Source organism: Streptomyces sp. a15 (assembly GCF_059026085.1).
In genome coordinates this window covers 16,166-39,992 of sequence record NZ_JBWLKM010000021.1, presented here as the reverse complement: position 1 = coordinate 39,992, position 23,827 = coordinate 16,166, and the positions used below count along the sequence as shown (strand labels likewise).

20 protein-coding genes are annotated in these 23,827 nt (G+C 68.1%); 10 read left to right on the top strand and 10 right to left on the bottom strand.

The window, feature by feature from the left end:
- Window positions 1–612: 612 nt before the first annotated feature.
- Window positions 613–2,529, bottom strand: a complete 1,917-nt coding sequence (dnaA, locus tag AC5P09_RS22420) for a chromosomal replication initiator protein DnaA (protein ID WP_493875602.1) — start codon at window positions 2,527–2,529, stop codon at window positions 613–615.
- Window positions 2,530–2,900: 371 nt separating this feature from the next.
- On the opposite strand from dnaA, the gene rpmH reads away from it, so the two are divergent.
- The 9 genes from rpmH to AC5P09_RS22375 all read left to right on the top strand — a co-directional run bounded on the left by rpmH (window position 2,901) and on the right by AC5P09_RS22375 (window position 9,785).
- Window positions 2,901–3,038, top strand: coding sequence for a 50S ribosomal protein L34 (gene rpmH / locus AC5P09_RS22415; protein WP_006381191.1), 138 nt, complete (start codon window positions 2,901–2,903; stop codon window positions 3,036–3,038).
- A gap of 21 nt (window positions 3,039–3,059) precedes the next feature.
- Complete coding sequence (gene rnpA / locus AC5P09_RS22410; protein ID WP_307676041.1) at window positions 3,060–3,431, top strand: ribonuclease P protein component; 372 nt, start codon at window positions 3,060–3,062, stop codon at window positions 3,429–3,431.
- Complete coding sequence (gene yidD / locus AC5P09_RS22405) at window positions 3,428–3,781, top strand: membrane protein insertion efficiency factor YidD (RefSeq protein ID WP_266436653.1); 354 nt, start codon at window positions 3,428–3,430, stop codon at window positions 3,779–3,781. Before rnpA ends, yidD begins: the two co-directional genes overlap by 4 nt.
- A 3-nt stretch (window positions 3,782–3,784) precedes the next feature.
- Complete coding sequence (gene yidC, locus AC5P09_RS22400; RefSeq protein ID WP_493875601.1) at window positions 3,785–5,038, top strand: membrane protein insertase YidC; 1,254 nt, start codon at window positions 3,785–3,787, stop codon at window positions 5,036–5,038.
- 16 nt (window positions 5,039–5,054) lie between these two features.
- Complete coding sequence (locus tag AC5P09_RS22395; RefSeq protein ID WP_307676038.1) at window positions 5,055–5,567, top strand: Jag family protein; 513 nt, start codon at window positions 5,055–5,057, stop codon at window positions 5,565–5,567.
- Between the two features lie 126 nt (window positions 5,568–5,693).
- Entirely contained in the window at window positions 5,694–6,410 is a 717-nt protein-coding gene (gene rsmG / locus AC5P09_RS22390; RefSeq protein ID WP_208780334.1) for a 16S rRNA (guanine(527)-N(7))-methyltransferase RsmG, read from the top strand.
- Window positions 6,411–6,675: 265 nt separating this feature from the next.
- Window positions 6,676–7,749: a ParA family protein gene (locus AC5P09_RS22385; RefSeq protein ID WP_307680130.1), complete on the top strand. Its 1,074-nt coding sequence runs from the start codon at window positions 6,676–6,678 to the stop codon at window positions 7,747–7,749.
- Window positions 7,746–8,846 carry a ParB/RepB/Spo0J family partition protein gene (locus AC5P09_RS22380; RefSeq protein WP_307676037.1) on the top strand — a complete coding sequence of 367 codons (1,101 nt, stop codon included), beginning with the start codon at window positions 7,746–7,748 and terminating at the stop codon, window positions 8,844–8,846. The genes AC5P09_RS22385 and AC5P09_RS22380 overlap by 4 nt, the downstream gene beginning before the upstream one ends.
- Window positions 8,847–9,167: 321 nt before the next feature.
- Window positions 9,168–9,785, top strand: coding sequence for a GNAT family N-acetyltransferase (locus AC5P09_RS22375; protein ID WP_266436666.1), 618 nt, complete (start codon window positions 9,168–9,170; stop codon window positions 9,783–9,785).
- Window positions 9,786–9,837: 52 nt separating this feature from the next.
- On the opposite strand, the gene trxA is transcribed toward AC5P09_RS22375, so the two are convergent.
- The 7 genes from trxA to AC5P09_RS22340 all read right to left on the bottom strand — a co-directional run bounded on the left by trxA (window position 9,838) and on the right by AC5P09_RS22340 (window position 19,584).
- Entirely contained in the window at window positions 9,838–10,170 is a 333-nt protein-coding gene (gene trxA, locus AC5P09_RS22370) for a thioredoxin (RefSeq protein ID WP_217234882.1), read from the bottom strand.
- Window positions 10,171–10,212: 42 nt separating this feature from the next.
- A complete protein-coding gene (trxB, locus tag AC5P09_RS22365) occupies window positions 10,213–11,181 on the bottom strand; it encodes a thioredoxin-disulfide reductase (RefSeq protein WP_493875600.1) in 969 nt (322 codons plus the stop codon).
- Window positions 11,182–11,348: 167 nt separating this feature from the next.
- Window positions 11,349–12,272 carry an anti-sigma factor family protein gene (locus AC5P09_RS22360; protein ID WP_493875599.1) on the bottom strand — a complete coding sequence of 308 codons (924 nt, stop codon included), beginning with the start codon at window positions 12,270–12,272 and terminating at the stop codon, window positions 11,349–11,351.
- Window positions 12,269–12,994 carry an RNA polymerase sigma factor SigM gene (sigM, locus tag AC5P09_RS22355; protein WP_493875598.1) on the bottom strand — a complete coding sequence of 242 codons (726 nt, stop codon included), beginning with the start codon at window positions 12,992–12,994 and terminating at the stop codon, window positions 12,269–12,271. The genes AC5P09_RS22360 and sigM overlap by 4 nt, the downstream gene beginning before the upstream one ends.
- A gap of 74 nt (window positions 12,995–13,068) precedes the next feature.
- Entirely contained in the window at window positions 13,069–14,760 is a 1,692-nt protein-coding gene (locus tag AC5P09_RS22350; protein WP_493875597.1) for a protein kinase family protein, read from the bottom strand.
- A 118-nt stretch (window positions 14,761–14,878) separates the two neighbouring features.
- Window positions 14,879–17,146 (bottom strand): murein biosynthesis integral membrane protein MurJ, encoded by a 2,268-nt coding sequence (gene murJ, locus AC5P09_RS22345; RefSeq protein ID WP_493875596.1) that lies wholly within the window; start codon window positions 17,144–17,146, stop codon window positions 14,879–14,881.
- Window positions 17,147–17,190: 44 nt separating this feature from the next.
- A complete protein-coding gene (locus tag AC5P09_RS22340) occupies window positions 17,191–19,584 on the bottom strand; it encodes a DUF6049 family protein (RefSeq protein WP_493875595.1) in 2,394 nt (797 codons plus the stop codon).
- 257 nt (window positions 19,585–19,841) lie between these two features.
- On the opposite strand from AC5P09_RS22340, the gene AC5P09_RS22335 reads away from it, so the two are divergent.
- Window positions 19,842–21,284: a CCA tRNA nucleotidyltransferase gene (locus AC5P09_RS22335; protein WP_493875594.1), complete on the top strand. Its 1,443-nt coding sequence runs from the start codon at window positions 19,842–19,844 to the stop codon at window positions 21,282–21,284.
- Window positions 21,285–21,401: 117 nt separating this feature from the next.
- Here the strand turns inward: AC5P09_RS22335 and AC5P09_RS22330 are convergent, their stop codons facing one another.
- Together AC5P09_RS22330 and AC5P09_RS22325 are read right to left on the bottom strand one after the other, a co-directional pair.
- Window positions 21,402–22,664, bottom strand: a complete 1,263-nt coding sequence (locus AC5P09_RS22330; protein WP_493875593.1) for an MFS transporter — start codon at window positions 22,662–22,664, stop codon at window positions 21,402–21,404.
- A 79-nt stretch (window positions 22,665–22,743) separates the two neighbouring features.
- On the bottom strand, window positions 22,744–23,826 hold the full coding sequence (locus AC5P09_RS22325; RefSeq protein ID WP_266436686.1) for an inositol-3-phosphate synthase: 1,083 nt from the start codon (window positions 23,824–23,826) through the stop codon (window positions 22,744–22,746).
- Window position 23,827 lies beyond the last annotated feature (1 nt).

Sequence of the window (23,827 nt, the reverse complement as noted above, 5' to 3'; positions counted from 1 at the left end):
CTCCCAGCTCAGAGGGGAAATTTTGTCCACCGACCCTGTGGGTGACGACGGTGGACAACCGGGCGTTTCTGTGGAGAACGGAAAGTTCTGCACACTCCATGCACAGCCTCGGGCTACTTCTCCCCAGCACCGTCCCCAGCTTTACCCACGTTTCCCACAGCCCAACCCGGCACCTTCGTGTGACGCCTTTCACTCGACACGGTGAGGAGGCGCGTCGCGTTGCCGAACAGTGGACAGCGGTGTGGAGAAGCTGGGGATCGCTGGGGACAACCGTCCTCAGCCTGTGGGCGGCCGGTGGACAACTCGATGCACAGGCTGTGGATCATCTCGCTGTCCACAGTCTGTGGAGATCGTTCGTCCACGGATCCACAGCCACCTGACCTGGTCTGATGGTCTCTCGACGAGGGTCCCTGTGGACACGATCTGGACAACTTCCCAGTCCCCAGGATGTGGACGGAAGAAAGTCGCCGGATCTGTGGAGAGAGGCCGTAACCCGGCAGGTATTCGAACAGCGGATGTCGCGACGGGCCCGGTTGCTGGTCTCCGGAACGACTGAGGGCGCCCCCGGTAATCCGTCCCGGGGGCGCCCTCAGAGGCGTACGAGCGGCTCTGTCAGCCGTTCTTGATGCGGTTCGTCAGCTCGGTGACCTGGTTGTAGATGGAGCGCCGCTCGGCCATCAGATTGCGGATCTTGCGGTCCGCGTGCATGACCGTCGTGTGGTCGCGGCCGCCGAACAGCGCGCCGATCTTCGGCAGGGAGAGGTCCGTCAGCTCGCGGCACAGGTACATGGCGATCTGGCGGGCCGTCACCAGCGCGCGGCCCCGAGAGGTGCCGCACAGGTCCTCGACCGTGAGGCCGAAGTAGTCGGCGGTCGCGCCCATGATGGCCGTGGAGGTGATCTCCGGGGCCGAGTCCTCGCCGCCGGGGATGAGGTCCTTGAGGACGATCTCTGTCAGGCCGAGGTCCACCGGCTGCCGGTTGAGCGACGCGAACGCCGTCACCCGGATCAGCGCGCCCTCCAGCTCGCGGATGTTGCGCGAGATCCGGGACGCGATGAACTCCAGCACCTCCGGCGGGGCGTTGAGCTGCTCCTGGACCGCCTTCTTGCGCAGGATCGCGATGCGCGTCTCCAGCTCGGGCGGCTGGACGTCGGTGATCAGGCCCCACTCGAAACGGTTCCGCAGCCGGTCCTCCAGCGTCACCAGCTGCTTGGGCGGCCGGTCGCTGGACAGCACGATCTGCTTGTTGGCGTTGTGGAGCGTGTTGAAGGTGTGGAAGAACTCCTCCTGCGTCGACTCCTTGTCCGCGAGGAACTGGATGTCGTCGACGAGCAGGATGTCCATCTCGCGGTAGCGCTTGCGGAAGCTGTCGCCCTTGCCGTCGCGGATGGAGTTGATGAACTCGTTGGTGAACTCCTCCGAGCTCACATAGCGGACGCGTGTGCCCGGGTAGAGGCTGCGCGCGTAGTGCCCGATCGCGTGCAGCAGATGCGTTTTGCCAAGTCCCGACTCCCCATAGATGAACAGGGGGTTGTACGCCTTCGCGGGCGCTTCGGCGACGGCCACCGCGGCCGCGTGCGCGAAGCGGTTGGAGGCGCCGATGACGAACGTGTCGAAGAGGTACTTCGGGTTCAGGCGCGCGGTCGGCTCGCCCGGACCGGTCGCCGGCGCGGGCTGCGCGGCCAGCGGGCCGGGGGCGCCGGTGGTGGGCAGATGGGAACCGACCGGACCACCGCGGCTCATGTGCCCGGAGCCGGCCGACGGCTCGGGCCGCTCGCGGCGGGCGTCGCGCTGCTCCTCGTCGGCGCGGTGGCGGCCGTAGTCCGGTCGCTGCTCGTACTCGGGGCGCTGGTTGTCGTACGACGGGCGCTCCATCGACTGCGGACGGTAATCCTGCGAGTACGCGTCCTGGGAGCGGCCGCCGTAGGAGTCCTGTGACGGCGAGGCGTACGGGTCGCGCTCGGGGAAGCCGAGGCGCTGCTGCTGCCAGCCGTAGTCGTCCTGCTGCGGGCGGGGCCAGGCGCCGGGCTCGGGGCGCTGGTACTCCGAGGGGTATGCGGGGCGGGCGTTCGGGAGCCCGTCCGGGCGGGGCGTGTGGTCACCCTGGGGGCCCGGGTGCTGCTCGGAGCGGCCCGGCCTCTGGTCGTCGGCGCGGTGGCGGCCGTAACTCTCGTACTGGCCGGAGGGGAGCTCGGGCTCCTCGTAGCGCTGCTGGGGCCTAGGCGGCGGGCTCGGGGGGCCCGGGGGTTCGCCGGCGGAGTCGTCGACGGTGATCGCGATGCGGATCGGACGTCCGCACTCACGGCTCAGGGTTTCGCTGACGACGGGGGCGAGGCGGCCTTCGAGCACGCCCTTCGCAAATTCGTTCGGTACGGCGAGCAGTGCGGTGTCCGCCACGAGCGCGAGCGGCTGGCAGCGTCGGATCCAGTGCTCGTCCTTGACCTCGACACCCTGCCCACGCCCTTCACCGAGAAGCTGCTCGAGTACTCGTGGCCACACTGCGGCAAGATCGGCAGGTACGTCAGCCACAGGGCACGCTCTCTCACGGGTCCCACGAACGTGTGGTTCGGGAACGGTCGGGATTCAAATGGGGTGGGGCAGGTACAAGGGAACGAATCGGAGTCCAGCCACGGTAGTCAGGGCGACCGGTGCGGTTCAAGTTGTTGTCCCCAGCCTGTGGATAGTGTCTCCTGGTGACCGCTGGTTTGACCGGATGGCGTAGCCGCGCGTACCGTAACCAGGTCGAGTTGTCGATGGCTGCTGCCGCCTGCCTCCGATGGGCACAGATCATTTGGGTGATCGGTCAGCGGTGCACTCGGGCGTGACGCGAGCTACTCGTGGGCGCACGGTGACAGCCAGGACGGCACCCCGAAAACCCCGATTTATTCTGGAGCCCCCGAGTGAGCAAGCGCACCTTCCAGCCGAACAACCGTCGTCGCGCCAAGACCCACGGCTTCCGCCTGCGGATGCGCACCCGCGCCGGCCGCGCGATTCTCGCGAACCGCCGTGGCAAGGGTCGCGCCAGCCTGTCCGCCTGATTCCGGTCAGGTCATGACATCGTGCTGCCCACCGAGAACCGGCTGAGGCGGCGCGAGGACTTCGCGACCGCGGTACGACGAGGTCGTCGGGCCGGACGCCCGTCTCTCGTCGTCCACCTTCGTAGCGGTGCAACGAACCCGCACGCGCCTGGGGAGAGCGCTCCCCCGACGCGTGCGGGTTTCGTCGTGAGCAAGGCCGTGGGCGGTGCGGTGGTGCGTAACAAGGTGAAGCGCAGACTTCGCCACCTGATGCGCGATCGAGTCGCCTCGTTGCCCCCCGGTAGCCTGGTAGTCGTACGAGCGTTGCCCGCTGCGGGGGACGCCGATCATGCACAACTGGCCCAAGACCTGGATGCCGCCCTGGAGCGGTTGCTGGGAGGGGGCGCGCGATGAAGTACCCGCTGCTGGCGCTGATCAAGCTGTACCAGTGGACCATCAGCCCGCTGCTCGGGCCGGTGTGCAAGTACTACCCGTCGTGCTCCCACTACGGGTACCAGGCCATCGACCGGCATGGTGCGATCAAGGGCACGGGACTTACGGCCTGGCGCATCCTGCGGTGCAATCCGTGGTCGCTGGGCGGTGTGGACCATGTCCCGCCGCGCAAGCGTCCGCGGTGGCACGAAATGCTGCGTGGCGCCTGGCGTACACGCAGGGGCGGGCCCTCCTCCGCCGAACCGGCCACCGAGGGGCAGGCTCCTACGAGCCCGGCCGCAGAGACCCCGTCCCATGCCCAAGGAGCATGATTAGTGGACACGATTGCCAGCTTCTTCAGCTTCATCACGACACCTGTCTCCTGGGTCATCGTCCAGTTCCACACGGTGTACGGCGCCATCTTCGGCGATGACACCGGGTGGGCCTGGGGCCTGTCCATCGTGTCGCTGGTGATCCTGATCCGTATCTGCCTGATCCCGCTCTTCGTGAAGCAGATCAAGGCGACCCGGGCCATGCAGACGCTGCAGCCCGAGATGAAGAAGATCCAGGAGCGCTACAAGAACGACAAGCAGCGTCAGTCCGAAGAGATGATGAAGCTGTACAAGGAGACGGGCACCAACCCGCTCTCCTCGTGCCTTCCCATCCTGGCGCAGTCGCCGTTCTTCTTCGCCCTGTACCACGTGCTCAACAGCATCGCGAACAACGACACCATCGGTTCCATCAACCAGAACCTGCTGGACAGCGCGCAGAAGGCGCACATTTTCGGCGCTCCGTTGGCCGCGAAGTTCACCGACAGCGGCTCGGACGTCGCCGCCCTCGACGCCTCGCTGACCACGGTGCGCATCGTGACCGCGGTCATGATCGTCATGATGTCGGCGTCGCAGTTCTACACGCAGCGTCAGCTGATGACGAAGAACGTCGACACCACGGTGAAGACGCCGTTCATGCAGCAGCAGAAGATGCTGATGTACGTCTTCCCCATCATGTTCGCCGTCTTCGGCATCAACTTCCCGGTCGGTGTCCTCGTCTACTGGCTGACCACCAACGTGTGGACCATGGGCCAGCAGATGTACGTCATCCGCAACAACCCGACTCCGGGTTCCAAGGCGCAGGCCGCGTACCTGGAGCGTCTGTACAAGCACGTCACGCACCACGGCAAGACGCGCGGCCGCGGCGAGAGGGCCATCGTCAAGGCCATCGTGGCCAAGGGCCGCGACCGCAACGAGTTCGAGCGCAAGTTCATCAACGGCCTGAACAAGGCGGGCCTCACGGCCCAGGCCGACGGCAACGTGGTGAAGGGCGAGGCCCAGGCCGTATCGCAGACCGAGGACGGTACGCCCACGAGCGCCGCCGCTCCCAAGCGTCAGCAGCCCAAGCGGCAGAGCAAGTCCCAGCGCCAGTCCGGTGCTCCCAAGGCGGCCGGTGAAGGCCCGTCGCTGATCAAGTCCGACGAGCCCGAGGACGCCAAGCCCTCCGCCGCTGCCAAGAAAACCGGCGGTACCCGCAGCAAGGCCCAGTCCGGACAGCGCAAGGGTCCGCAGCGGCCCAAGTCCCCGTCCAAGAAGTAAGTAAGGAGTCCATCCCGTGACGGAAGGCACCACCTCCGCCGCTGCCGAGGGCGTAGACACCCTGACCCGCCTGGAGCAGGAGGGCGAGATCGCGGCGGACTACCTCGAGGGGCTGCTCGACATCGCCGACCTCGACGGCGACATCGACATGGATGTTGAGGCCGATCGCGCCGCTGTGTCGATCATCAGCGACGCGGGCGGCCGCGACCTGCAGAAGCTGGTCGGCCGCGACGGCGAGGTGCTGGAAGCCCTGCAGGAGCTCACGCGCCTGGCCGTGCACCGGGAGACCGGGGACCGCAGCCGGCTGATGCTGGACATCGCGGGCTACCGCGCCAAGAAGCGCGCCGAGCTGTCCGAGCTCGGTGCCAAGGCCGCGGCCGAGGTCAAGAACACCGGTGAGTCCGTGAAGCTGAAGCCGATGACACCGTTCGAGCGCAAGGTCGTGCACGACGCGGTCAAGGCTGCCGGCCTGCGCAGCGAGTCCGAGGGCGAGGAACCGCAGCGCTTCGTCGTGGTTCTTCCCGCCTGATCGGCCCGTACGTTCCTCCGGCCCCGTCTGCCCGGCAGGCGGGGCCGGACTTTGTCAGCCTGATAGTTCTGGTGGTTCTGGCGTCGGCGCCCGGAGCGTCTACGCGGTACGGAAGGACGGTCCCCCGTGACGGAGGCAGCGGAGCTTCCCCCCGCGCCCGAACATGCCCGTGAGGTGTTCGGTGATCGCTTCGCGGACGCGGTGCGATACGCGGAGCTGCTCGCCGAGGCGGGCGTGCAGCGCGGCCTGATCGGTCCACGCGAGGTGCCGCGCCTCTGGGAGCGGCACCTGCTGAACTGCGCGGTGCTCTCGGAGGTCGTTCCCGAGGGTGTGACGGTGTGCGATGTCGGCTCGGGTGCGGGTCTGCCCGGCATTCCCCTGGCGCTCGTCCGGGAAGACCTGAAGATCACGCTGCTGGAGCCCTTGCTGCGGCGCACCACCTTTCTGACCGAGGTCGTGGAGCTGCTGGGCCTGGACCATGTGACGGTCGTTCGTGGGCGGGCCGAAGAGGTCATGGGCAAGCTCACACCCGTCCATGTGGTGACGGCACGAGCCGTGGCTCCACTGGACCGGCTGGCGACCTGGGGGATCCCCCTGCTGCGCCCCTACGGGGAGATGCTCGCGCTCAAGGGCGACACCGCGGAGGAGGAGCTCAAGAGCGCGGCGACGGCACTGAGCAAGCTCGGAGCCGTGGAGACATCCATCCTGCATGTGGGTGAGGGCGTGGTGGATCCGTTGTCCACCGTCGTGCGGGTCGAAGTCGGCGAGAGTCCGGGTGGTGTGCGCTTCGCGGCGAAGCGAGCGAAGGCGGCCAGGACGGGACGTGCACGTCGGCGCCGCTGATCCGTCCTGACGACGAGACGTACTCCACACAAGCTGCCAAACGTACCCATGCCGGAGTGTCGCGACAGTTCGGGCCCCGTTGCTGTGCATCGTGTTTCACGTGAAACGTCGCTCACTGCTACACGGCATCATCAGCCGGGGCCGAGCCGCGGCCGAACCCCGCGACCGAAAGCCTCTCGGTTCACTCGATGAGGGACCTGAGTTGTCCACAGACGTGGATTTCTCCACAGAACAACAGGCCTCACTGGTTCACGACCCCGAAGGCATGGGAGGCTCTGTTCATTGCGAGCCTGAAGTCGAGGAGAGTGAATCCTTGCGGTCCGACGCCAACATCGCGGGACCGATGACCGATCCGGTCCCCGGTCCCCGTACCGAGTCGATGGGGGAGGATGTTTCACGTGAAACACCACCCCCGATGGACGACACTCCGATCGGTCGTGCTGCCCAACTGGCGGTAGAGGCTCTGGGCCGCGCCGGCGAAGGTCTGCCGCGTCCCGAGCAGACCCGCGTCATGGTGGTCGCCAACCAGAAGGGCGGTGTGGGCAAGACGACGACGACCGTCAACCTTGCCGCGTCGCTCGCTCTGCATGGCAGCCGTGTCCTGGTGATCGACCTTGACCCGCAGGGCAACGCCTCCACGGCGTTGGGGATAGACCATCACGCCGAGGTCCCTTCCATCTACGACGTGCTGGTCGACAGCAGGCCTCTCGCCGAGGTCGTCCAGCCGGTCCCCGACGTCGAGGGACTCTTCTGCGCCCCTGCCACGATCGATCTCGCCGGTGCGGAGATCGAGCTGGTGTCCCTGGTGGCGCGAGAGAGCCGACTGCAGCGGGCGATCCAGGCCTACGAGCAGCCACTGGACTACATCCTCATCGACTGCCCGCCCTCGCTCGGCCTGCTGACGGTCAACGCGCTGGTCGCCGGCCAGGAGGTCCTCATCCCGATCCAGTGCGAGTACTACGCACTGGAGGGCCTCGGTCAGCTGCTGCGCAACGTCGATCTGGTTCGGGGGCACCTCAACCCCACCCTGCATGTATCGACGATCCTGCTCACCATGTACGACGGCCGGACGCGTCTCGCGTCCCAGGTCGCGGACGAGGTGCGCAGTCACTTCGGTGACGAGGTGCTGCGGACGAGCATTCCCCGCTCGGTCCGTATCTCCGAGGCGCCGAGCTACGGACAGACAGTGCTGACCTACGATCCAGGATCGAGCGGTGCACTGTCCTATCTTGAGGCGGCACGAGAAATCGCGCTGAAGGGTGTCGGCGTCTCCTACGACGCGACACACGCACACATCGGCGCACAGAGCGACCGGAGCATGGTGGAGGGGATCCAGTGAGCGAGCGACGGAGGGGTTTGGGTCGTGGTCTCGGCGCACTGATCCCTGCTGCCCCGACGGAGAAGACGGTGGCTTCGGCCGCGCTGGGGAGCGCCGTTTCGACGTCCCCGGCGGCGGTGCCGGTGCTGACCACCGACCGTGGGGTGGCTGCGGCGAAGGTGGCCTCACTGCCGCCTGTTTCACATGAAACAGACGAGCCGTCGACGAACGGTGCCGTGGAGACGCCCGCGCCTCCCCTGGGTGCCCATTTCGCGGAGCTCCCCCTCGACTCCATCAAGCCGAACCCCCGGCAGCCGCGTGAGGTCTTCGACGAGGACGCTCTTCAGGAGCTCGTCACCTCCATCAAGGAGGTCGGTCTCCTCCAGCCCGTCGTCGTACGGCAGCTCGGCCCCGCGCGCTACGAGCTCATCATGGGCGAGCGGCGCTGGAGGGCCTGCCGCGAGGCGGGGCTGGAGGCGATTCCGGCGATCGTCCGGGCCACGGACGACGACAAACTCCTCCTGGACGCTCTCCTGGAGAACCTGCACCGCGCCCAGCTGAATCCACTGGAAGAAGCGGCCGCCTACGACCAGCTGCTGAAGGACTTCAACTGCACGCATGACCAGCTGGCGGACCGCATCGGTCGCTCCCGTCCGCAGGTCTCCAACACGCTGCGTCTGCTGAAGCTCTCGCCGGCGGTCCAGCGGCGCGTGGCAGCCGGAGTCCTCTCGGCCGGACACGCGAGGGCCCTGCTCTCCGTCGACGACTCGGAGGAGCAGGACCGGCTGGCCCACCGGATCGTGGCTGAGGGACTCTCGGTGCGGGCCGTCGAGGAGATCGTGACCTTGATGGGCTCTCGGCCCCAGACGGCTCAGCGCTCCAAGGGCCCGCGGGCCGGTACTCGGGTCTCGCCGGCCCTGACCGACCTCGCGACCCGTCTCTCGGACCGCTTCGAGACGCGGGTGAAGGTCGACCTTGGTCAGAAAAAGGGCAAGATCACCGTCGAGTTCGCCTCGATGGAGGACCTTGAGCGGATTCTCGGCAGCCTCGCCCCCGGAGAGGGACCGGTGCTGCAGAGGAGCCTCCTGGACGGTGACTCCGAGGAGACGGACGACTGATCTGCCGACGGGCGGGGCGATCTCGCTCAGGCGCCAGGACGGGCCGTGTCCGGTGTGTACCGGACACGGCCCGCTCTTTGCTTTCAGGCGGTATCGGTGGAATCGCATCGTGGATACGATGCGTTCGGGTATGGCGAATCCACCCGGCAGCACCTCTGAGGGAGAGGCAGGGGCCATGCGAACGGTGAGCCGGACAGGACTGGTGAGCGCAGGCCTGGGGCTGGGCGCCGTCGGCGGCTTCGTCGGCAGCCTGCTCAGGGAACGAAGCGCTCTGACGGCCGCCCGCGACGTGGCGGGCGAAGGAAGCGAGGAACAGCCTTCATGGGGCGTCGGCTCGTACCGCTCACGCTGGACAACCTTCAGGACCTTCCCAAGCGCTGTCGCACGTGTGTCTTCTGGGAGTTGGACCCAGTCAGTGGCGAGGCCGCGGTAAAAGCCGGAACACCCGCCCTCGAGAAGGAGGCCTGGATCTCCGCTGTCCTCCTGGACTGGGGATCCTGCGGCAGGGTCGTGTACGTCGACGACGTACCGGTGGGCTTTGTGCTCTACGCCCCTCCGGCCTACGTACCCCGCTCGACGGCATTCCCCACGAGCCCTGTCTCGCCCGACGCCGTGCAGCTGATGACCGCGTTCATCATGCCGGGCTACCAAGGGCAGGGACTGGGCCGGGTGATGGTCCAGACGGTCGCCAAGGATCTGCTGCGGCGGGGCTTCAAAGCGATCGAGGCATTCGGAGACGCGCGCTGGAAGGAGCCCGCCTGTCTGCTGCCCGCGGACCATCTCCTCGCAGTGGGCTTCAAGACGGTTCGGCCTCATCCCACGTACCCGCGGTTGAGGCTGGAGCTGCGGACCACGCTCTCCTGGAAGGAGGACGTGGAGATGGCACTGGACCGGCTCCTGGGCGCCGTACAGAAGGAACCGGTTCTCCGGCCGCTCTAAAGCGAATGGGCCGACCCCTCAGGGCCGGCCCATTCATGTTTCACGTGAAACGTCACTCGGAGATGAAGTCCTCGAGGTCGCGGACGATCGCGGCCTTCGGCTTCGCACCGACGATGGTCTTGGCGACCTCGCCACCCTGGTACACGTTCAGGGTCGGGATGGACATGACGCCGTACTTGGCGGCCGTACCCGGGTTCTCGTCGATGTTCAGCTTGACGACCTCGATCTTGTCGCCGTACTCGGCGGCGATCGCCTCGAGGGACGGCGCGATCTGGCGGCACGGGCCGCACCAGGCAGCCCAGAAGTCCACCAGGACGGGCTTGTCGCTCTTGAGAACGTCCTGCTCGAAGGAATCGTCGGTCACATGCTTGAGGGTGCCGGCCACGGCGGGCTCCTTAACTGGTTGGTGCGGTGGGGCGGATGGGGGTCAGACGGAGGTCTTCTCGGGCTCAGCCTTCTCCTCGTCCGCGAGGGCGGCGAGGAAGCGCTCGGCGTCGAGGGCGGCGGAGCAGCCGGTGCCAGCCGCGGTGATCGCCTGGCGGTAGGTGTGGTCGACCACGTCACCGGCACCGAAGACACCGGTCAGGTTGGTCCGCGTGGAGGGCGCCTCCACCTTCAGGTAGCCCTCTTCGTCCAGTTCGAGCTGGCTCTTGAAGAGCTCGGTGCGCGGGTCGTGGCCGATCGCGATGAACAGGCCGGTGACCGGGAGAGCCGAGAGTTCGCCGGTCTTGAGGTTGCGCAGCTTCAGGCCCGAGAGCTTCTGATCCCCCTGGATCTCGGCGACCTCGCTGTCCCAGACGAACTTGATCTTCGGGTCGGCGAAGGCACGCTCCTGCATCGCCTTGGAGGCGCGCAGGGTGTCGCGGCGGTGGACGATCGTCACGGACTTGGCGAAGCGGGAGAGGAAGGTGGCCTCCTCCATCGCGGTGTCACCGCCGCCGATCACGGCGATGTCCTGGTCCTTGAAGAAGAAGCCGTCGCAGGTGGCGCACCAGGAGACACCGCGGCCGGAGAGAGCGTCCTCGTTCGGCAGGCCGAGCTTGCGGTGCTGCGAGCCGGTGGTGACGATGACGGCCTTCGCCTGGTGGACGGTACCCGCGGTGTCGGTGACGGTCTTGATCTCACCACTCAGGTCGACGGAGACGACATCGTCCGGGATGAGCTCGGCACCGAAGCGCTCGGCCTGGGCGCGCATGTTGTCCATGAGCTCGGGGCCCATGATGCCGTCCTGGAAGCCGGGGAAGTTCTCCACCTCGGTGGTGTTCATCAGCGCCCCACCCGCCGTAACGGCGCCCTCGAACACCAGCGGCTTCAGCGACGCGCGCGCGGTGTAGAGCGCCGCCGTGTAGCCGGCGGGCCCGGAGCCGATGATGATCACGTTTCGGACGTCACTCACGGCTTGATTCCTCGTCTCTGGACTGCGTCGTGGACCGGGGGAGCGCCTTTCAGAACTCTCACCCCACCCAACGGATCCTAAGGGGCGCGCATTCCCGCTGTGTCCGGGCACACGAGGATGCGCCACCGTACGAGATACCACGCAGGACGGAGACGAAGCGTGCGCCTTCAGGAACCGTTGTAGGACTGCTTCAGCAAGACCTTGGCCGTGGCGGACGACGGCTGACCCATGCAGGTCGCGTCCATGAGGTAGGCGGTGACCCGGGTGCCGTCAGGAGCGTCGGGGAGCACGACGAGGAGCGCTTCCGTCCCCTTGTAGATCCCCTTCTCGGTCGCGAGCGCTACGTCGTCGCGGCCGATGCCCTTCTGAATGCAGCTGGGGACCACCGGGTCCTTGAAGACCCTGGGCGAGTTGCCGGGGACGGATTCCATCCCGAGAGTGTCCGGAGCGCGGGAGCCACTGTCGCCGCTCTGGCTCTTGGCGAGGAGATCGGAAACCTGCTGCTCCAGCTTCTCCTTGGAGAAGGTGTCCGCGGTGGTGGACTGGGCCTCGGGGGCGGACGGATTGCCGTCGTTCAGCGAGGAGAACAGCACGGAACCGAATCCCAGGGCAGCGGCGGTGAACACGGCGCCGAGGACGACCGCCCGACGTCGACCGCCCCGCCGGGTCTCCTTGCGGCCCGGGCCGGTGGTCGAGGCTCGCGCGTGGCCTGCGGGGCGGTCGGTCGATGTTTCACGTGAAACATGCGGGCTGTCGTCCGAGCCGGAAGCGGGTGACGCATCGGACAGGGACTGGGCGCTGATGGGTGCCGACGCGTCGACAGCGTCGGGAGCCGTAGCGTGCAGCAGAGCTTCCGCGGCGAGCGCGGCGTCGATCCGGCCGGCGACATCGGCAGGCATGCGCGGAGGACCCGGCAGAGTTCCGAGCAGTGCTCGGATCTCCTCCAGGGAGGCGTGGACATCCGCGCAGAGTTCGCACTCGGCCAGATGCTGTCGTACGTCCGCGGTCCGGGACGGCGGGAGCAGTCCTTCGGCGAGGTCGGAGATCTCCGTGACGTCCGGGTGCCCGGCTGTGTCTGTCGTGGATGTCACGCTCGCCCACCTCCGCCCTTCACTGCAGCTGAATCGCTTGGCCCCGTATCAGGCGGACCCGCTTGACGCGGCCCCGCTGCGGGTGGGACGGATGTCCCCTGCGTCCGGTTCCGCCCGTCGCCCGCTTCTCTTTCGGCGCCGGTGTTTTCCGGCCGCAGATGCTTGAGCAGGGGGAGGAGTCTGGCTCGGCCACGGGCACATCGGCTCTTCACCGTCCCGGTCGGCACGTCGAGGACGCGGGCCGCCTCGGCGACCGGGTAGCCCTGCATGTCGACCAGGACGAGCGCGGCCCGTTGGTCGGGAGGAAGGGTGCCGAGTGCCTCCAGGAGCTGACGGTGGAGGTCGTTTCGCTCGGCGGGCGCCGAGGCCGACTCGTGCGGCTCCAGCAGCTGCTCCAGGCGCTCGGTGTCGTCGACCGGAGACGTCTTGCGGGAGGCCGCCTTACGGGCGCGGTCCAGGCAGGCGTTCACCGTGATCCGGTGCAGCCACGTCGTGACCGCCGACTGGCCCCGGAAGGTGTGGGCGGCCCGGTAGGCGGAGACAAGGGCGTCCTGGACGGCGTCAGCGGCCTCCTCCCGGTCCCCCAGTGTCCGCAGGGCCACCGCCCAGAGCCGGTCGCGGTGCCGACGCACGAGTTCACCGAAGGCCTCGGCATCGCCCTCGACATGGCGGGCGAGCAGATCCTGATCGCTCACATCGCCGTATCCGGCGCCTTCCGCCATGGGGCCCCTCCCTTGCGGCGCTCCTGCGTTCCCACAGGAGCGCGCTCTATCGTCGGCTGACGGACAGCAGCCCCTTAGCTGGTCACCTTGATGTCAGCGACCCGGCCGCGGAAGGTGCCTTCTTCCGTCTGCGGCAACTTGGTCAGCCAGACCAGCAGGTACCGGCTCTCGAAGGACTTGTCGGGCTTGAGCGTCACACTCGCACCGGAGCCCCCGGCGACCTTCGTGTAGGAGTCGAAGGACGTCGGCTGCGAACCTGCATCACTGGAGGCGGCGAGAAGTTCGACCGACGTGTTCCCCACGAAGGAGACCGTCACCTTCCCGACCTGCTGCACCTTGCCGAGATCGAGGATGACACCGAGGCCCGGCTTCAGCCGCCCGAAGTCGGCGCTCGTGTAGAAGTCCGTCTGCCAGTACGTGCTGGAACTGCTGTCGTAGGTCTTGTCTATGTCGGACGGCTTCTCGGAGCCGTCGCCGTACGGGTCGAAGTCGCTGGCCCCGCTGATGGCGATCGGCTTGCTGGGCGCCTGCGTCGGACTCTTGTCGTTCCCGTCCGTCGTCTGCGTCTGGTTCGTGTCGTCCGACTTGTTGCCCTGGTCCATGAGCGCGTCCGCCAACTGCCAGCTGCCCAGGCCGAGGGCGGCGATGAGGAGGGCCGAGACGGCCCACTTCAGCGCTCTGCCGGTACGGCTCTGCAGGGGAGGCGGCGGGGCCTGAACAGGCTGCGTGACGCCCGGACGCGGCGCCTGACGGCCGTACGTGCCCTGCTGGTACGTCGTGCGCTGGTAGTCCGGCGGGGCGGTGAACGCCGGCTCCGGCGGGCGGATGCGGGGCATCTCGCCGATCGCCTTCACCAGTTCCTCGGGCGTGGTGCACGGGGACTCATGGCGGGAAGCGGTCGCGCCGTCGTTGGCGAGCGCCCGCATGGTCAGCTCGGACAGGCCGCGGTGGACACCGGCACGCACCTGGTCGGGGGCGATGAGACCGATGTCCTTCGGCAGGCCGGACAGTCCGTAGGCGTCGTTCTCGTACGGCCAGCGCTGGGTGAGCGCTGCGTACAGCAGCGCTCCGATCGCTTCCGTGTCGGTGCGCTGCGGGGTTTCGGAACTGATGCCGCGCAGTGCGGCGTTGACGGCGAGACCACGGATGCGCCACTGGCCGGTCGACGTGCGCAGCACGGCGTTGGGGTTCAGACGCAGATGGGCCAGGCCCTCGCGGTGGGCGGCGGCCATGGCGGAGGAGATCTGGCTGACCAACTGGTAGGCGTCGTACACCTCCAGGGGGCCGGAGGCGAGAAGCGTGGTCAGTTCGGTGGCGTCGGGCAGCCACTCGTGAACGACGTAGACGAGGTCGTTCTCCTCGACGGCGTCGAGGACTTGGACGAAGCGCGGATCGCCCAGCAGTGCAGAAGAGCGGGCCGCGGCCAGCACTGAACGAGCCCGCGAGTGGTCCGCGGGCAGCAGGTGGACGCCGACGGCGCGACGCAGCTTCTCGTCCACGGCACGCCAACTGCTGAATCCGTCCAGACGGGTGACGCACTCCTCGAGCCGGTAGCGTCTGGCGAGCTTGTGTCCGCTGTGCAGCTCCGGTGGTGAGGCCTTTTCGGGACTCCCGGTCCCGCCACTCCCCTGTGCCTCGACGTCTTCCGTGTCCCGCTCCCGGTTCTTGGCCACCCCGTCGGCCGTGGACTGGTCCGCCTCGGCGGTCAGCGGCTCGTCACCGCTGTTGTCTGCCACGTCGACGGCAGCCGTGCTCCGTTCCGCCACCGTCGTTCCTGCCTCCCCATCCATTGCGCGTCGTGCGACGCCGAAACCAATTGTGCCCACAGTCCGCCGCTATGCACGACACACAGTGGCGGACGATGGTTGTGCGCGTACCCCCGCCTCAGCGCCCCAGGCGCCCCCGGACCATGCCGACCAGTGAGTTCAGCTCCTCGATGCGCATCTTGCGGGCGGCGACGAAGAAGGTTCCGAGCAGTACCGCGCCGCCAGCGATCAGTGCCGCGAAGGAACCGAGGACGCCCTGACCGAGAGTGTGGCCGATGCCGTAGCAGGCGGCGCCGCTGAGCAGGGCCGCCGGTACCGAGGCGATGCAGAGACGGGCGTACGTCCGCAGGACGCGCCCGCCGTCCAGATCCCCGCCCAGTCGCTTGCGCAGCCGGCGCCAGGCGACGCCGACACCGATCGCATACGCCAGGCCGTACGCGGCGGCCATGCCGACCACGGCCCAGCGAGCCGGCAGCACGATGAAGCAGACGGCGGAGGCGGCGGCGTTGACGGCCGCCACGATGACCGTGTTGTAGAAGGGGGTCCGGGTGTCCTCGTACGCGTAGAAGGCGCGCAGGACGACGTACTGCACCGAGTACGGGATCAGGCCGAGGCCGAAGGCCATCAGCATGTATCCCATGTTCGTGGCGGCGCTGGTGCCGGAGGAGCCGAAGATGAGCGTGCACATCGGGATGCCGAGCGAGACGAAGCCGAACGCGAGCGGCACGATCGCGACCGCAGTGGTGCGCAGGCCCTGCGAGATGTCGTCGCGCACGGCGCCGCCGTCGTCCTCCGCGGCCGAGCGCGAGATGCGCGGCAGCAGGGCGGCCATCAGGGAGACGGTGATGATGGCCTGTGGCAGGCCCCAGATGAGCTGGGCGTTGGCGTAAGCGCTGAAGCCGGTGCCGGGGATCTTCGTGTCGGCGACCGACGCGGTGGCCAGCTGGGTGACGACGAGCGCGCCCGCCTGGTTGGCGAGGACGAACAGGATGGTCCACTTCGCGAGCATCGCGGCCTTGCCCAGGCCGTGGCCCCGCCAGTCGAAGCGCAGCCGCAGCCGGAACCCGGTCTCGCGCAGGTACGGGATCATCGCGAGCGCCTGCACCACCAGCCCGAGCAGGATGCCGATGCCGAGCAGTCGCTGACCTTCCGGCGGGATGTTCGTGACGCTCATGCCGGAGTGCTCGGCCGTGCCGTACACCCAAAGGAACGTCCCGAGCGTCACGATGATGACGATGTTGTTCAGGACCGGGGTCCACATCATCGCGCCGAACCTGCCACGGGCATTGAGGATCTGCCCCATCACCACGTGGACGCCCATGAAGAAGATGGAAGGCAGGAAGTAGCGGGTGAACGTGACGGCGACCTCGTTGGCCGCGGGGTCGCTCGCGACGGGGTTCGACAGAGCGCGCACCAGGAGGGGCGCCGCGAACATCGCGATCGCGGTGAGCGCCGCGAGCGCCACCATGACGAGCGTGAGCAGCCGGTTCGCGTAGGCCTCACCGCCGTCTTCGTCGTCCTTCATGGCGCGCACGAGCTGCGGGACGAAGACGGAGTTCAGGCCGCCGCCGACGGTGAGGATGTAGATCATGGTCGGCAGCTGGTACGCCACTTGGAAGGAGTCACCCAGGAAGGCGGTGCCCAACGCCGAGACGATCAGCGCGGAGCGGACGAAGCCGGTGAGGCGGGAGACCATCGTGCCCGCCGCCATCACGGCGCTCGACTTCAGCAGGCCACCGGCCCGCCCGCCCTTCTTGGCGGAGGGCGTCGGAGCCGCGGTGGGCGTGGCGGTGAGGTTCATGGTCTGGTCGGCCGCGGGCGAGGGGGCCGCCGGAGCCCGGTACTGCGGCGCCGATGCCTGCTCGCCCGGGGCCGCTGCCGGTCCCGGCACCGACGGCGGGTCGTACTGCGGGAGGCCGCCGCCCTGCTGCTGGTCCCGGAAGAGGTGGGCGAAGGCATCCGGCTCGTGGCGTTCCCCGCCTGCCTGGGACACCAGGTCGTCGACGCCCACGAACTGGGTGGTGCGGGGATCGTCGCCGTACGGCAGGTACTGGGTCGGACCCTCCGGCTCCGGGGCCGGAGTCTGCGCCCACACGCGCGGGTCGGGGGCGTACGGCGACTGGGGTGGCTGGGCATACAGAGGCTGCTGCGGCTGGTACGTGCCCGACGGCGGCGGTGGGTGGGCCGCGCGGTCGTAGAGCGCCTCGGCGACGGGGTCCTGGGCGTAGAGATCCTGTGCCTGGTAGGGGTCCTGGTCGTAGGCGTCCTGGAGGTACATGTCGGCGGGGGGCTGCGGCGGTACCTGGCCGTGCTCAGGCGCCGGGCCCTCGGGGTGGCCCGAGCTGCCCGCGGCCTGGCCGCGGTCACCGTCGTACGGCGCGTTCATGGTTACCCCACCTCATCGTCCCGGGCCCACCGGCCACGACATCCTCAACGGTCCACTCTCTCACCCGTGCCGGACGGGTCTGCGCTTTCCGCTGGGGTGTCCGGTGTCGGGTCACTCGGGTGCTCAGGGTCGTCTGTCCGGGCCCGAGTGCCGGACTCCTCCTTGAGACGGTCTTCGAGGCCCTCGGGGTTCTCGGGTCCGCCCTCGGACTCGTCCGCCCCGTCGGGGCCGTCCTCCTCGGCCTCACGGGCGGCCGCGCGCTTGCGCTGCGTGTACATCCGGAAGCCGGCAAGGACGAGCAGGAGGAAGCCGCCGCCGATGACCAGCATCACGGTGGCCGTGAACTCGGTGACCTTCACGTCGAAGGTGACGGGGTCGCCGTACTCCTGGCCGTCCTGCGTGTACAGCTGGGCGATCACCGTGGCCTTTCCGTTGGCCTTGGCTGTCGTGGTGAACTTCACCGTCTGGCTGTGACCGCCGGAGACCTCGACCTGCTGCTCGTAGTAGGAGTCGCCGCCGATCTCGAGGCGCTTCGGGCTCAGCGAGGTGAGCCGCAGCACCAGGTGGTCCACGCCCTGCACCAGGTTGTTCTGCACGGTCACCGGAATGGTGGCGCTGCGACCCGAGAGCTTGGTCTCCGACTTGTCGATCAGGTCGACCTGGCCGGTGAGCCCGGTGAGGTACTCCTGCACGTCGTTGCGGAAGCTGGTCGCCTCCGTGGCGCGGGCGCGCCAGGACGTGGACATCTCACGGTTCATCGCCCGTCCGAAGGGGGTCACCACCCGGGACTGGTTGGCGAGGATCACCTTGAAGCTGTCGAGCTTCTCCTGCGTGCCGGCGATCTGCTCGAAGGCCGACCTGGGCAGCTCCTGCTTGCGCAGCGAGGAGGGGTACTTGGACGTCGACGGCACCTTCGTGGTGGCGCCAGGGTCCGGCTTGGCGGTGGCTGCCGCCGTGAGTTCCTGGAACTGGGACCAGTTTCCGCCCTGCAGGGCCGTCACCGCTTCGGCCATGGCCTGGGCCTGGCGCGCCGACGGCATCCGCTGCGGGGCGACGACGATGCTGCGCTGCTTGTCCGTCTGAAGGTTGAGGGTGAGGCTCTGAGCCAGGAACTGCTGCACGGAGAGCGTGGCGGCGGAGGCCTTCAGCAGATCGCCCTGGAAGGCCGTCGACAGCCGGGCGTCCGCGACGACCGCCGTGGTGCCGCCGCCGATGGGCCGGGCCGCGGAGGGCGTGTACGGCAGGCCGCCGGCTTCTTGGAGGCTGTCACTGCGCGCGATGACCTTGTCCGCACCGGCCGAGGTGGCGACCTTGACGATCGACGGGTCGACGGCGCCTTCCACCGGCCAGGCGAAGTCGGTGGTCGGTTTCACGTGGAGGATCGTCTCCACGGTGTTCGTGACGACGTCCGTGGCCTCGTTCAGACGGCTCAGCGAGCCGGTGACGCTCGTGCCGTTGTGTGCGAGGGAGGCGAGGTCCGGGTCGGAGAAGGGAAGGGCGACGACCTCCTTGTCCGCCACGGCATCCTGCAGCTTGGCGAGCCACTGGCCCGCGAGTGTCTGATTCTGCTGGGATCCCGGCCGGGTGGTGTTGCCCGACTTCACGCGGTAGGTGTTCGTCATCGCGTCGACCGAGGCCAGCAGGTCGGGGTCGACGACCCAGGTGACGTCGAGGTCCTTGCCCAGTGACACCAGCTGGTCCAGCCGGCCTCCCGGGGCGATCTCCTTGGCGAGGTCATCGTTGAGGAAGACCGGCGTCTGCTGTTCGTTCGACCCCGTCTCCGCCGTCATGTGGACGGTGGAGATGAGCGGCCAGAGGTACGTCGTCTTCGTCTTCGTGTCGGCCTCGCCGGACTGCCACGGCAGGAACGTGCTCCGCGCGCCGAGCACCTGCTCCCAGGGCTGCGCGGCCGTCTCGCCGGAGAGCGAGACGGCGAACGGGTAGACTCCGCTGCTGCCGAGGTCGAGCTCGTCGACCGGAACCGAGATGGAGAAGCTCTCGGCAACGCCCGGCGTCAGCTTGGAGAACTCCTCGACGTACTTGCCGCCGATCTCCGGGCTCGTGACGGACTGGGTGCTGCTGCTGTTCCTGGCGGCGCTGTCGACGGCCGAGCGGGTGGTCAGCTCGCTCCCCACCCGCAGGCCCACGTGTGCGTCAGTGACGGTCTGCTTGCCGTTGTTGGTCACCGTGCCGGACACGGTCAGCGTGTCGCCGTCCGTGGGGGCGCTGGGGCTGAGCGTGTCGAGGGCCACGGAAACCGTGCCCGAATCCGCGGCGGCCTGTGCCGAGGACTGACCGGCGGCGTGTGCGGACGTGGCGGCGGGCAACTGGCACAGTCCGGCCAGGAGAGGCGCCCCGGCGAGCAGCGCTCCGGTGCGCCGCAGCCAGCGGCGGGCAGGTGAGGGACTCGTCCCCTGGAAGTCTGCCGCCTCGGCCACGCGCTCGCCCGTCCCTCGTCGTCGTCAGTGGTCGTCGGAATGTGCGTCCACGCATGGTAACGATGCGCGCTGAGGGGAAGTGCCGCGGACTGCTCCACAAGATCGGGGGACACGGCCGTGCTGTCCCGAATGTGCACGTATAAAGAGGATCGTCTCCGTGGGTCTCATGGGCAGGCCTTGTGCAGGTCGGGGTGGAGGGTCTGTGCCCGTTTAATGGAGGAGCTCGCGGTCGCCCGGGCCACGTACCCTCTTTTGTTGTGCCGAACGCCAACGAAGACAACTCCAGTGCCCTGAGTCAGGTGCAGCACCGCGCGGTGATTGAGCTGCTGCGAGTCGCCCCTGTCGCCGACGACCTCGCCCGCCGCTTCCAGAAGGCCGGGTTCTCACTCGCCCTGGTCGGCGGCTCGGTCCGGGACGCGTTGCTCGGCCGGCTCGGCAATGACCTGGACTTCACGACCGACGCCCGACCCCAGGACGTACTGAAGATCGTGCGGCCGTGGGCGGACTCCGTGTGGGAGGTCGGTATCGCCTTCGGTACGGTCGGGGTGCAGAAGGACGGCTACCAGATCGAGGTGACCACCTACCGGTCGGAGGCGTACGACCGGACCTCACGCAAGCCCGAGGTGTCGTACGGCGACTCCATCGAGGAAGACCTGGTCCGGCGCGACTTCACCGTGAACGCGATGGCTGTCGCGCTGCCGGAGAAGGAGTTCATCGATCCGCACGGCGGCCTGGACGACCTGGCGGCGCGGGTACTGCGCACCCCTGGCACGCCCGAGGAGTCCTTCTCGGACGACCCGCTGCGGATGATGCGGGCGGCACGCTTCGCGGCGCAGCTCGACTTCGAGGTGGCCCCCGAGGTCGTGACAGCCATGAAGGAGATGTCCGAGCGCATCGAGATCGTCTCTGCCGAGCGGGTACGGGACGAGCTCAACAAGCTGATCCTCTCCGCGCACCCGCGCGAGGGGCTGACGCTGCTGGTCGACACGGGGATCGCCGACCATGTCCTGCCCGAGCTTCCGGCCCTGCGGCTGGAGAGCGACGAGCACCACCGGCACAAGGACGTCTACGAACACACGCTGATCGTTCTGGAGCAGGCGATCGCGCTGGAGGGGAACGGTCCTGACCTCGTCCTCCGCCTCGCCGCACTGCTGCACGACATCGGCAAGCCGCGTACGCGCCGCTTCGAGAAGGACGGCCGGGTCTCGTTCCACCACCACGAGGTGGTCGGGGCGAAGATGACCAAGAAGCGCATGACCGCGTTGAAATACTCCAATGATCTGGTGAAGGACGTCTCGCACCTGGTCGAACTCCACCTGCGCTTTCACGGGTACGGCACTGGGGAGTGGACCGACTCGGCGGTCCGCCGCTATGTCCGGGACGCGGGACCGCTCCTGGACCGTCTCCACAAGCTGACCCGGTCGGACTGCACGACCCGGAACAAGCGCAAGGCGGCCGCACTGTCGCGAGCGTACGACGGCCTGGAAGAGCGGATCGCCCAGCTGCAGGAGCAGGAGGAGCTCGATGCGATCCGGCCCGACGTGGACGGCAACCAGATCATGGAGATCCTCGGCGTCGGACCCGGTCCCGCTGTCGGCCGCGCCTACAAGCACATGCTGGAGCTTCGTCTGGAGAACGGGCCGATGGGGCACGACGAGGCGGTGGCCGCACTCAAGGAGTGGTGGTCCGAGCGGAACTGAGGCCGTGGAACGGGGGGCATGTTTCACGTGAAACATGCCCCCGGATGCGGAAGAGAGCCGGCGGCGGATGCGCTTGCAGGCAGGCGATGTTTCACGTGAAACATCGCCTGGCGACACTCACTGGCGTTCAGAGCGAGCCAGAGCAACGGCAACCACTCCATAGATGACGCCGATCGTGACCACCAACGGCACCGAGCGGCCATCCGGCGGCAGCATCAAGGCGGCCACGGCAGCGGCACCGACGAAGGCGACGTTGAAGAGCACGTCGTAGACGGAGAAGATCCGGCCGCGGAAGCCGTCCTTGACCGAGGACTGGACGATCGTGTCTGTGGCGATCTTCGCGCCCTGGGTCGTCAGGCCCAGCACGAAGGCCGCGGCGAGCATGGGTGCGGTGGCGAACGGCAGGCCGAGGGAGGGCTCCAGGATCGAGGCGGCCGCAGCGCACACGACGATCCACGTGCTGGCCCCGAGTCGGCCGGCAGCCCAGGGCGTCACGACGGCCGCCGCGAAGAAGCCGGCGCCCGAGATCCCCAACGCCAGCCCCAGCAGGGCGAGTCCGTCGTCGGTGTTCGAGGAGAACTCGTACCGGCAGAGCATCAGCAGCATGACCAACAGGGCGCCGTAGCAGAACCGCATCAACGCCATCGCGCCGAGCGCTCGAGCGGCCGACCGGCGGGAAGGCGCGGCGAGGTGGCGTAGGCCCGCCACCAGGTCGCGGGCAGTGCCGGCGAGTGCTGCCCCGATCCGGGGCTTCACCAACTGGCGGTCGGGCCCCAGGAGTTCCGGTGACATACGCAGCGATGCGAGCGCTCCGCACAGGTACAGCGCGGCTCCCAGCAGGACCACGGCAGCATCCGAGTCCGCGACCACCAGTCGTACGGCGAAGGCGAGACCACCGCCCGCGGTCGCGGCGAGCGTTCCGGCGGTCGGGGAAAGGGAGTTGGCGATCATCAGGCGGTCAGCGTCGACCACGCGGGGCAGCGCGGCGGACAGGCCGGACAGGACGAAGCGGTTGACGGCCGTGACGCACAGCGCGGAGACGTAGAAGAGCCAGTCAGGAACCTGGCTGACGATCAGGACAGCCGTCACCGATGCCATCAGGGCGCGCACCAGGTTGCCGTAGAGGAAGACCTGGCGGCGGCGCCAGCGGTCCAGCAGGACGCCGGCGAAGGGGCCCACCAAGGAGTAAGGCAGCAGCAGGATGGCCATCGCGGAGGCGATCGCGGTGGCCGAGGTCTGCTTCTCCGGCGAGAAGACGACGTAGGAGGCGAGCGCGACCTGGTAGACGCCGTCGGCGCCCTGTGAGAGCAGACGTACGGCGAGGAGGCGTCGGAAGTTCCGGAAGCGGAGCAGGACACGCAGGTCACGGACGACGGCCATGGGGCACAGCCTCACATACGGGGAGGGTCCCCGGGCGTAATGCCTCGGGGACCCTCAACAAGCCGAAAAGCCAGACGTCTTAGCGCTCGACCTCGCCCTTGATGAACTTCTCGACGTTGTCGTAGGCCTCGTCGTCGAAGTACTGGACCGGCGGGGACTTCATGAAGTACGAGGACGCCGACAGGATCGGGCCGCCGATGCCGCGGTCCTTGGCGATCTTCGCGGCACGCAGGGCGTCGATGATGACACCCGCGGAGTTCGGGGAGTCCCAGACCTCGAGCTTGTACTCAAGGTTCAGCGGGACATCACCGAAGGCGCGGCCCTCGAGACGGACGTACGCCCACTTGCGGTCGTCCAGCCAGGCCACGTAGTCCGAGGGACCGATGTGGACGTTCTTCGCGCCCATGTCACGGTCGGGGATCTGCGAGGTGACGGCCTGCGTCTTCGAGATCTTCTTGGACTCGAGGCGGTCGCGCTCCAGCATGTTCTTGAAGTCCATGTTGCCGCCGACGTTGAGCTGCATGGTGCGCTCGAGACGGACACCGCGGTCCTCGAACAGCTTCGCCATCACACGGTGGGTGATGGTGGCGCCGACCTGCGACTTGATGTCGTCGCCGACGATCGGGACGCCCGCCTCGGTGAACTTGTCCGCCCACTCCTTGGTGCCGGCGATGAAGACCGGGAGGGCGTTGACGAACGCGACCTTGGCGTCGATGGCGGCCTGGGCGTAGAACTTCGCCGCGTCCTCGGAACCGACGGGCAGGTAGCAGACGAGGACGTCGACCTGCCTGTCCTTGAGGATCTGGACCACGTCGACCGGGGTCTCGTCGGACTCCTCGATGGTCTCGCGGTAGTACTTGCCGAGACCGTCGAGCGTGTGCCCACGCTGGACCGTGATGCCCTTGTTCGGGACGTCGCAGATCTTGATGGTGTTGTTCTCGCTGGCACCGATGGCGTCCGAAAGGTCGAGGCCGACCTTCTTCGCGTCGACGTCGAAGGCGGCGACGAACTCGACGTCACCGACGTGGTAGTCGCCGAACTGGACGTGCATCAGGCCCGGGACCTTGGACGCCGGGTCGGCGTCCTTGTAGTACTCGACGCCCTGCACCAGCGAGGCGGCGCAGTTGCCCACGCCGACGATGGCTACGCGAACCGAACCCATT

Bases quoted from the DNA above. Each gene is read 5' to 3' on its own strand.
- AC5P09_RS22385 (WP_307680130.1), top strand. From the start codon at position 6,676: ATGGGAGGCTCTGTTCATTGCGAGCCTGAAGTCGAGGAGAGTGAATCC.
- AC5P09_RS22325 (WP_266436686.1), bottom strand. From the start codon at position 23,826: ATGGGTTCGGTTCGCGTAGCCATCGTCGGCGTGGGCAACTGCGCCGCC.
- AC5P09_RS22375 (WP_266436666.1), top strand. From the start codon at position 9,168: ATGGGGCGTCGGCTCGTACCGCTCACGCTGGACAACCTTCAGGACCTT.
- murJ (WP_493875596.1), bottom strand. From the start codon at position 17,146: ATGAACGCGCCGTACGACGGTGACCGCGGCCAGGCCGCGGGCAGCTCG.
- sigM (WP_493875598.1), bottom strand. From the start codon at position 12,994: ATGGCGGAAGGCGCCGGATACGGCGATGTGAGCGATCAGGATCTGCTC.
- AC5P09_RS22330 (WP_493875593.1), bottom strand. From the start codon at position 22,664: ATGGCCGTCGTCCGTGACCTGCGTGTCCTGCTCCGCTTCCGGAACTTC.
- yidD (WP_266436653.1), top strand. From the start codon at position 3,428: ATGAAGTACCCGCTGCTGGCGCTGATCAAGCTGTACCAGTGGACCATC.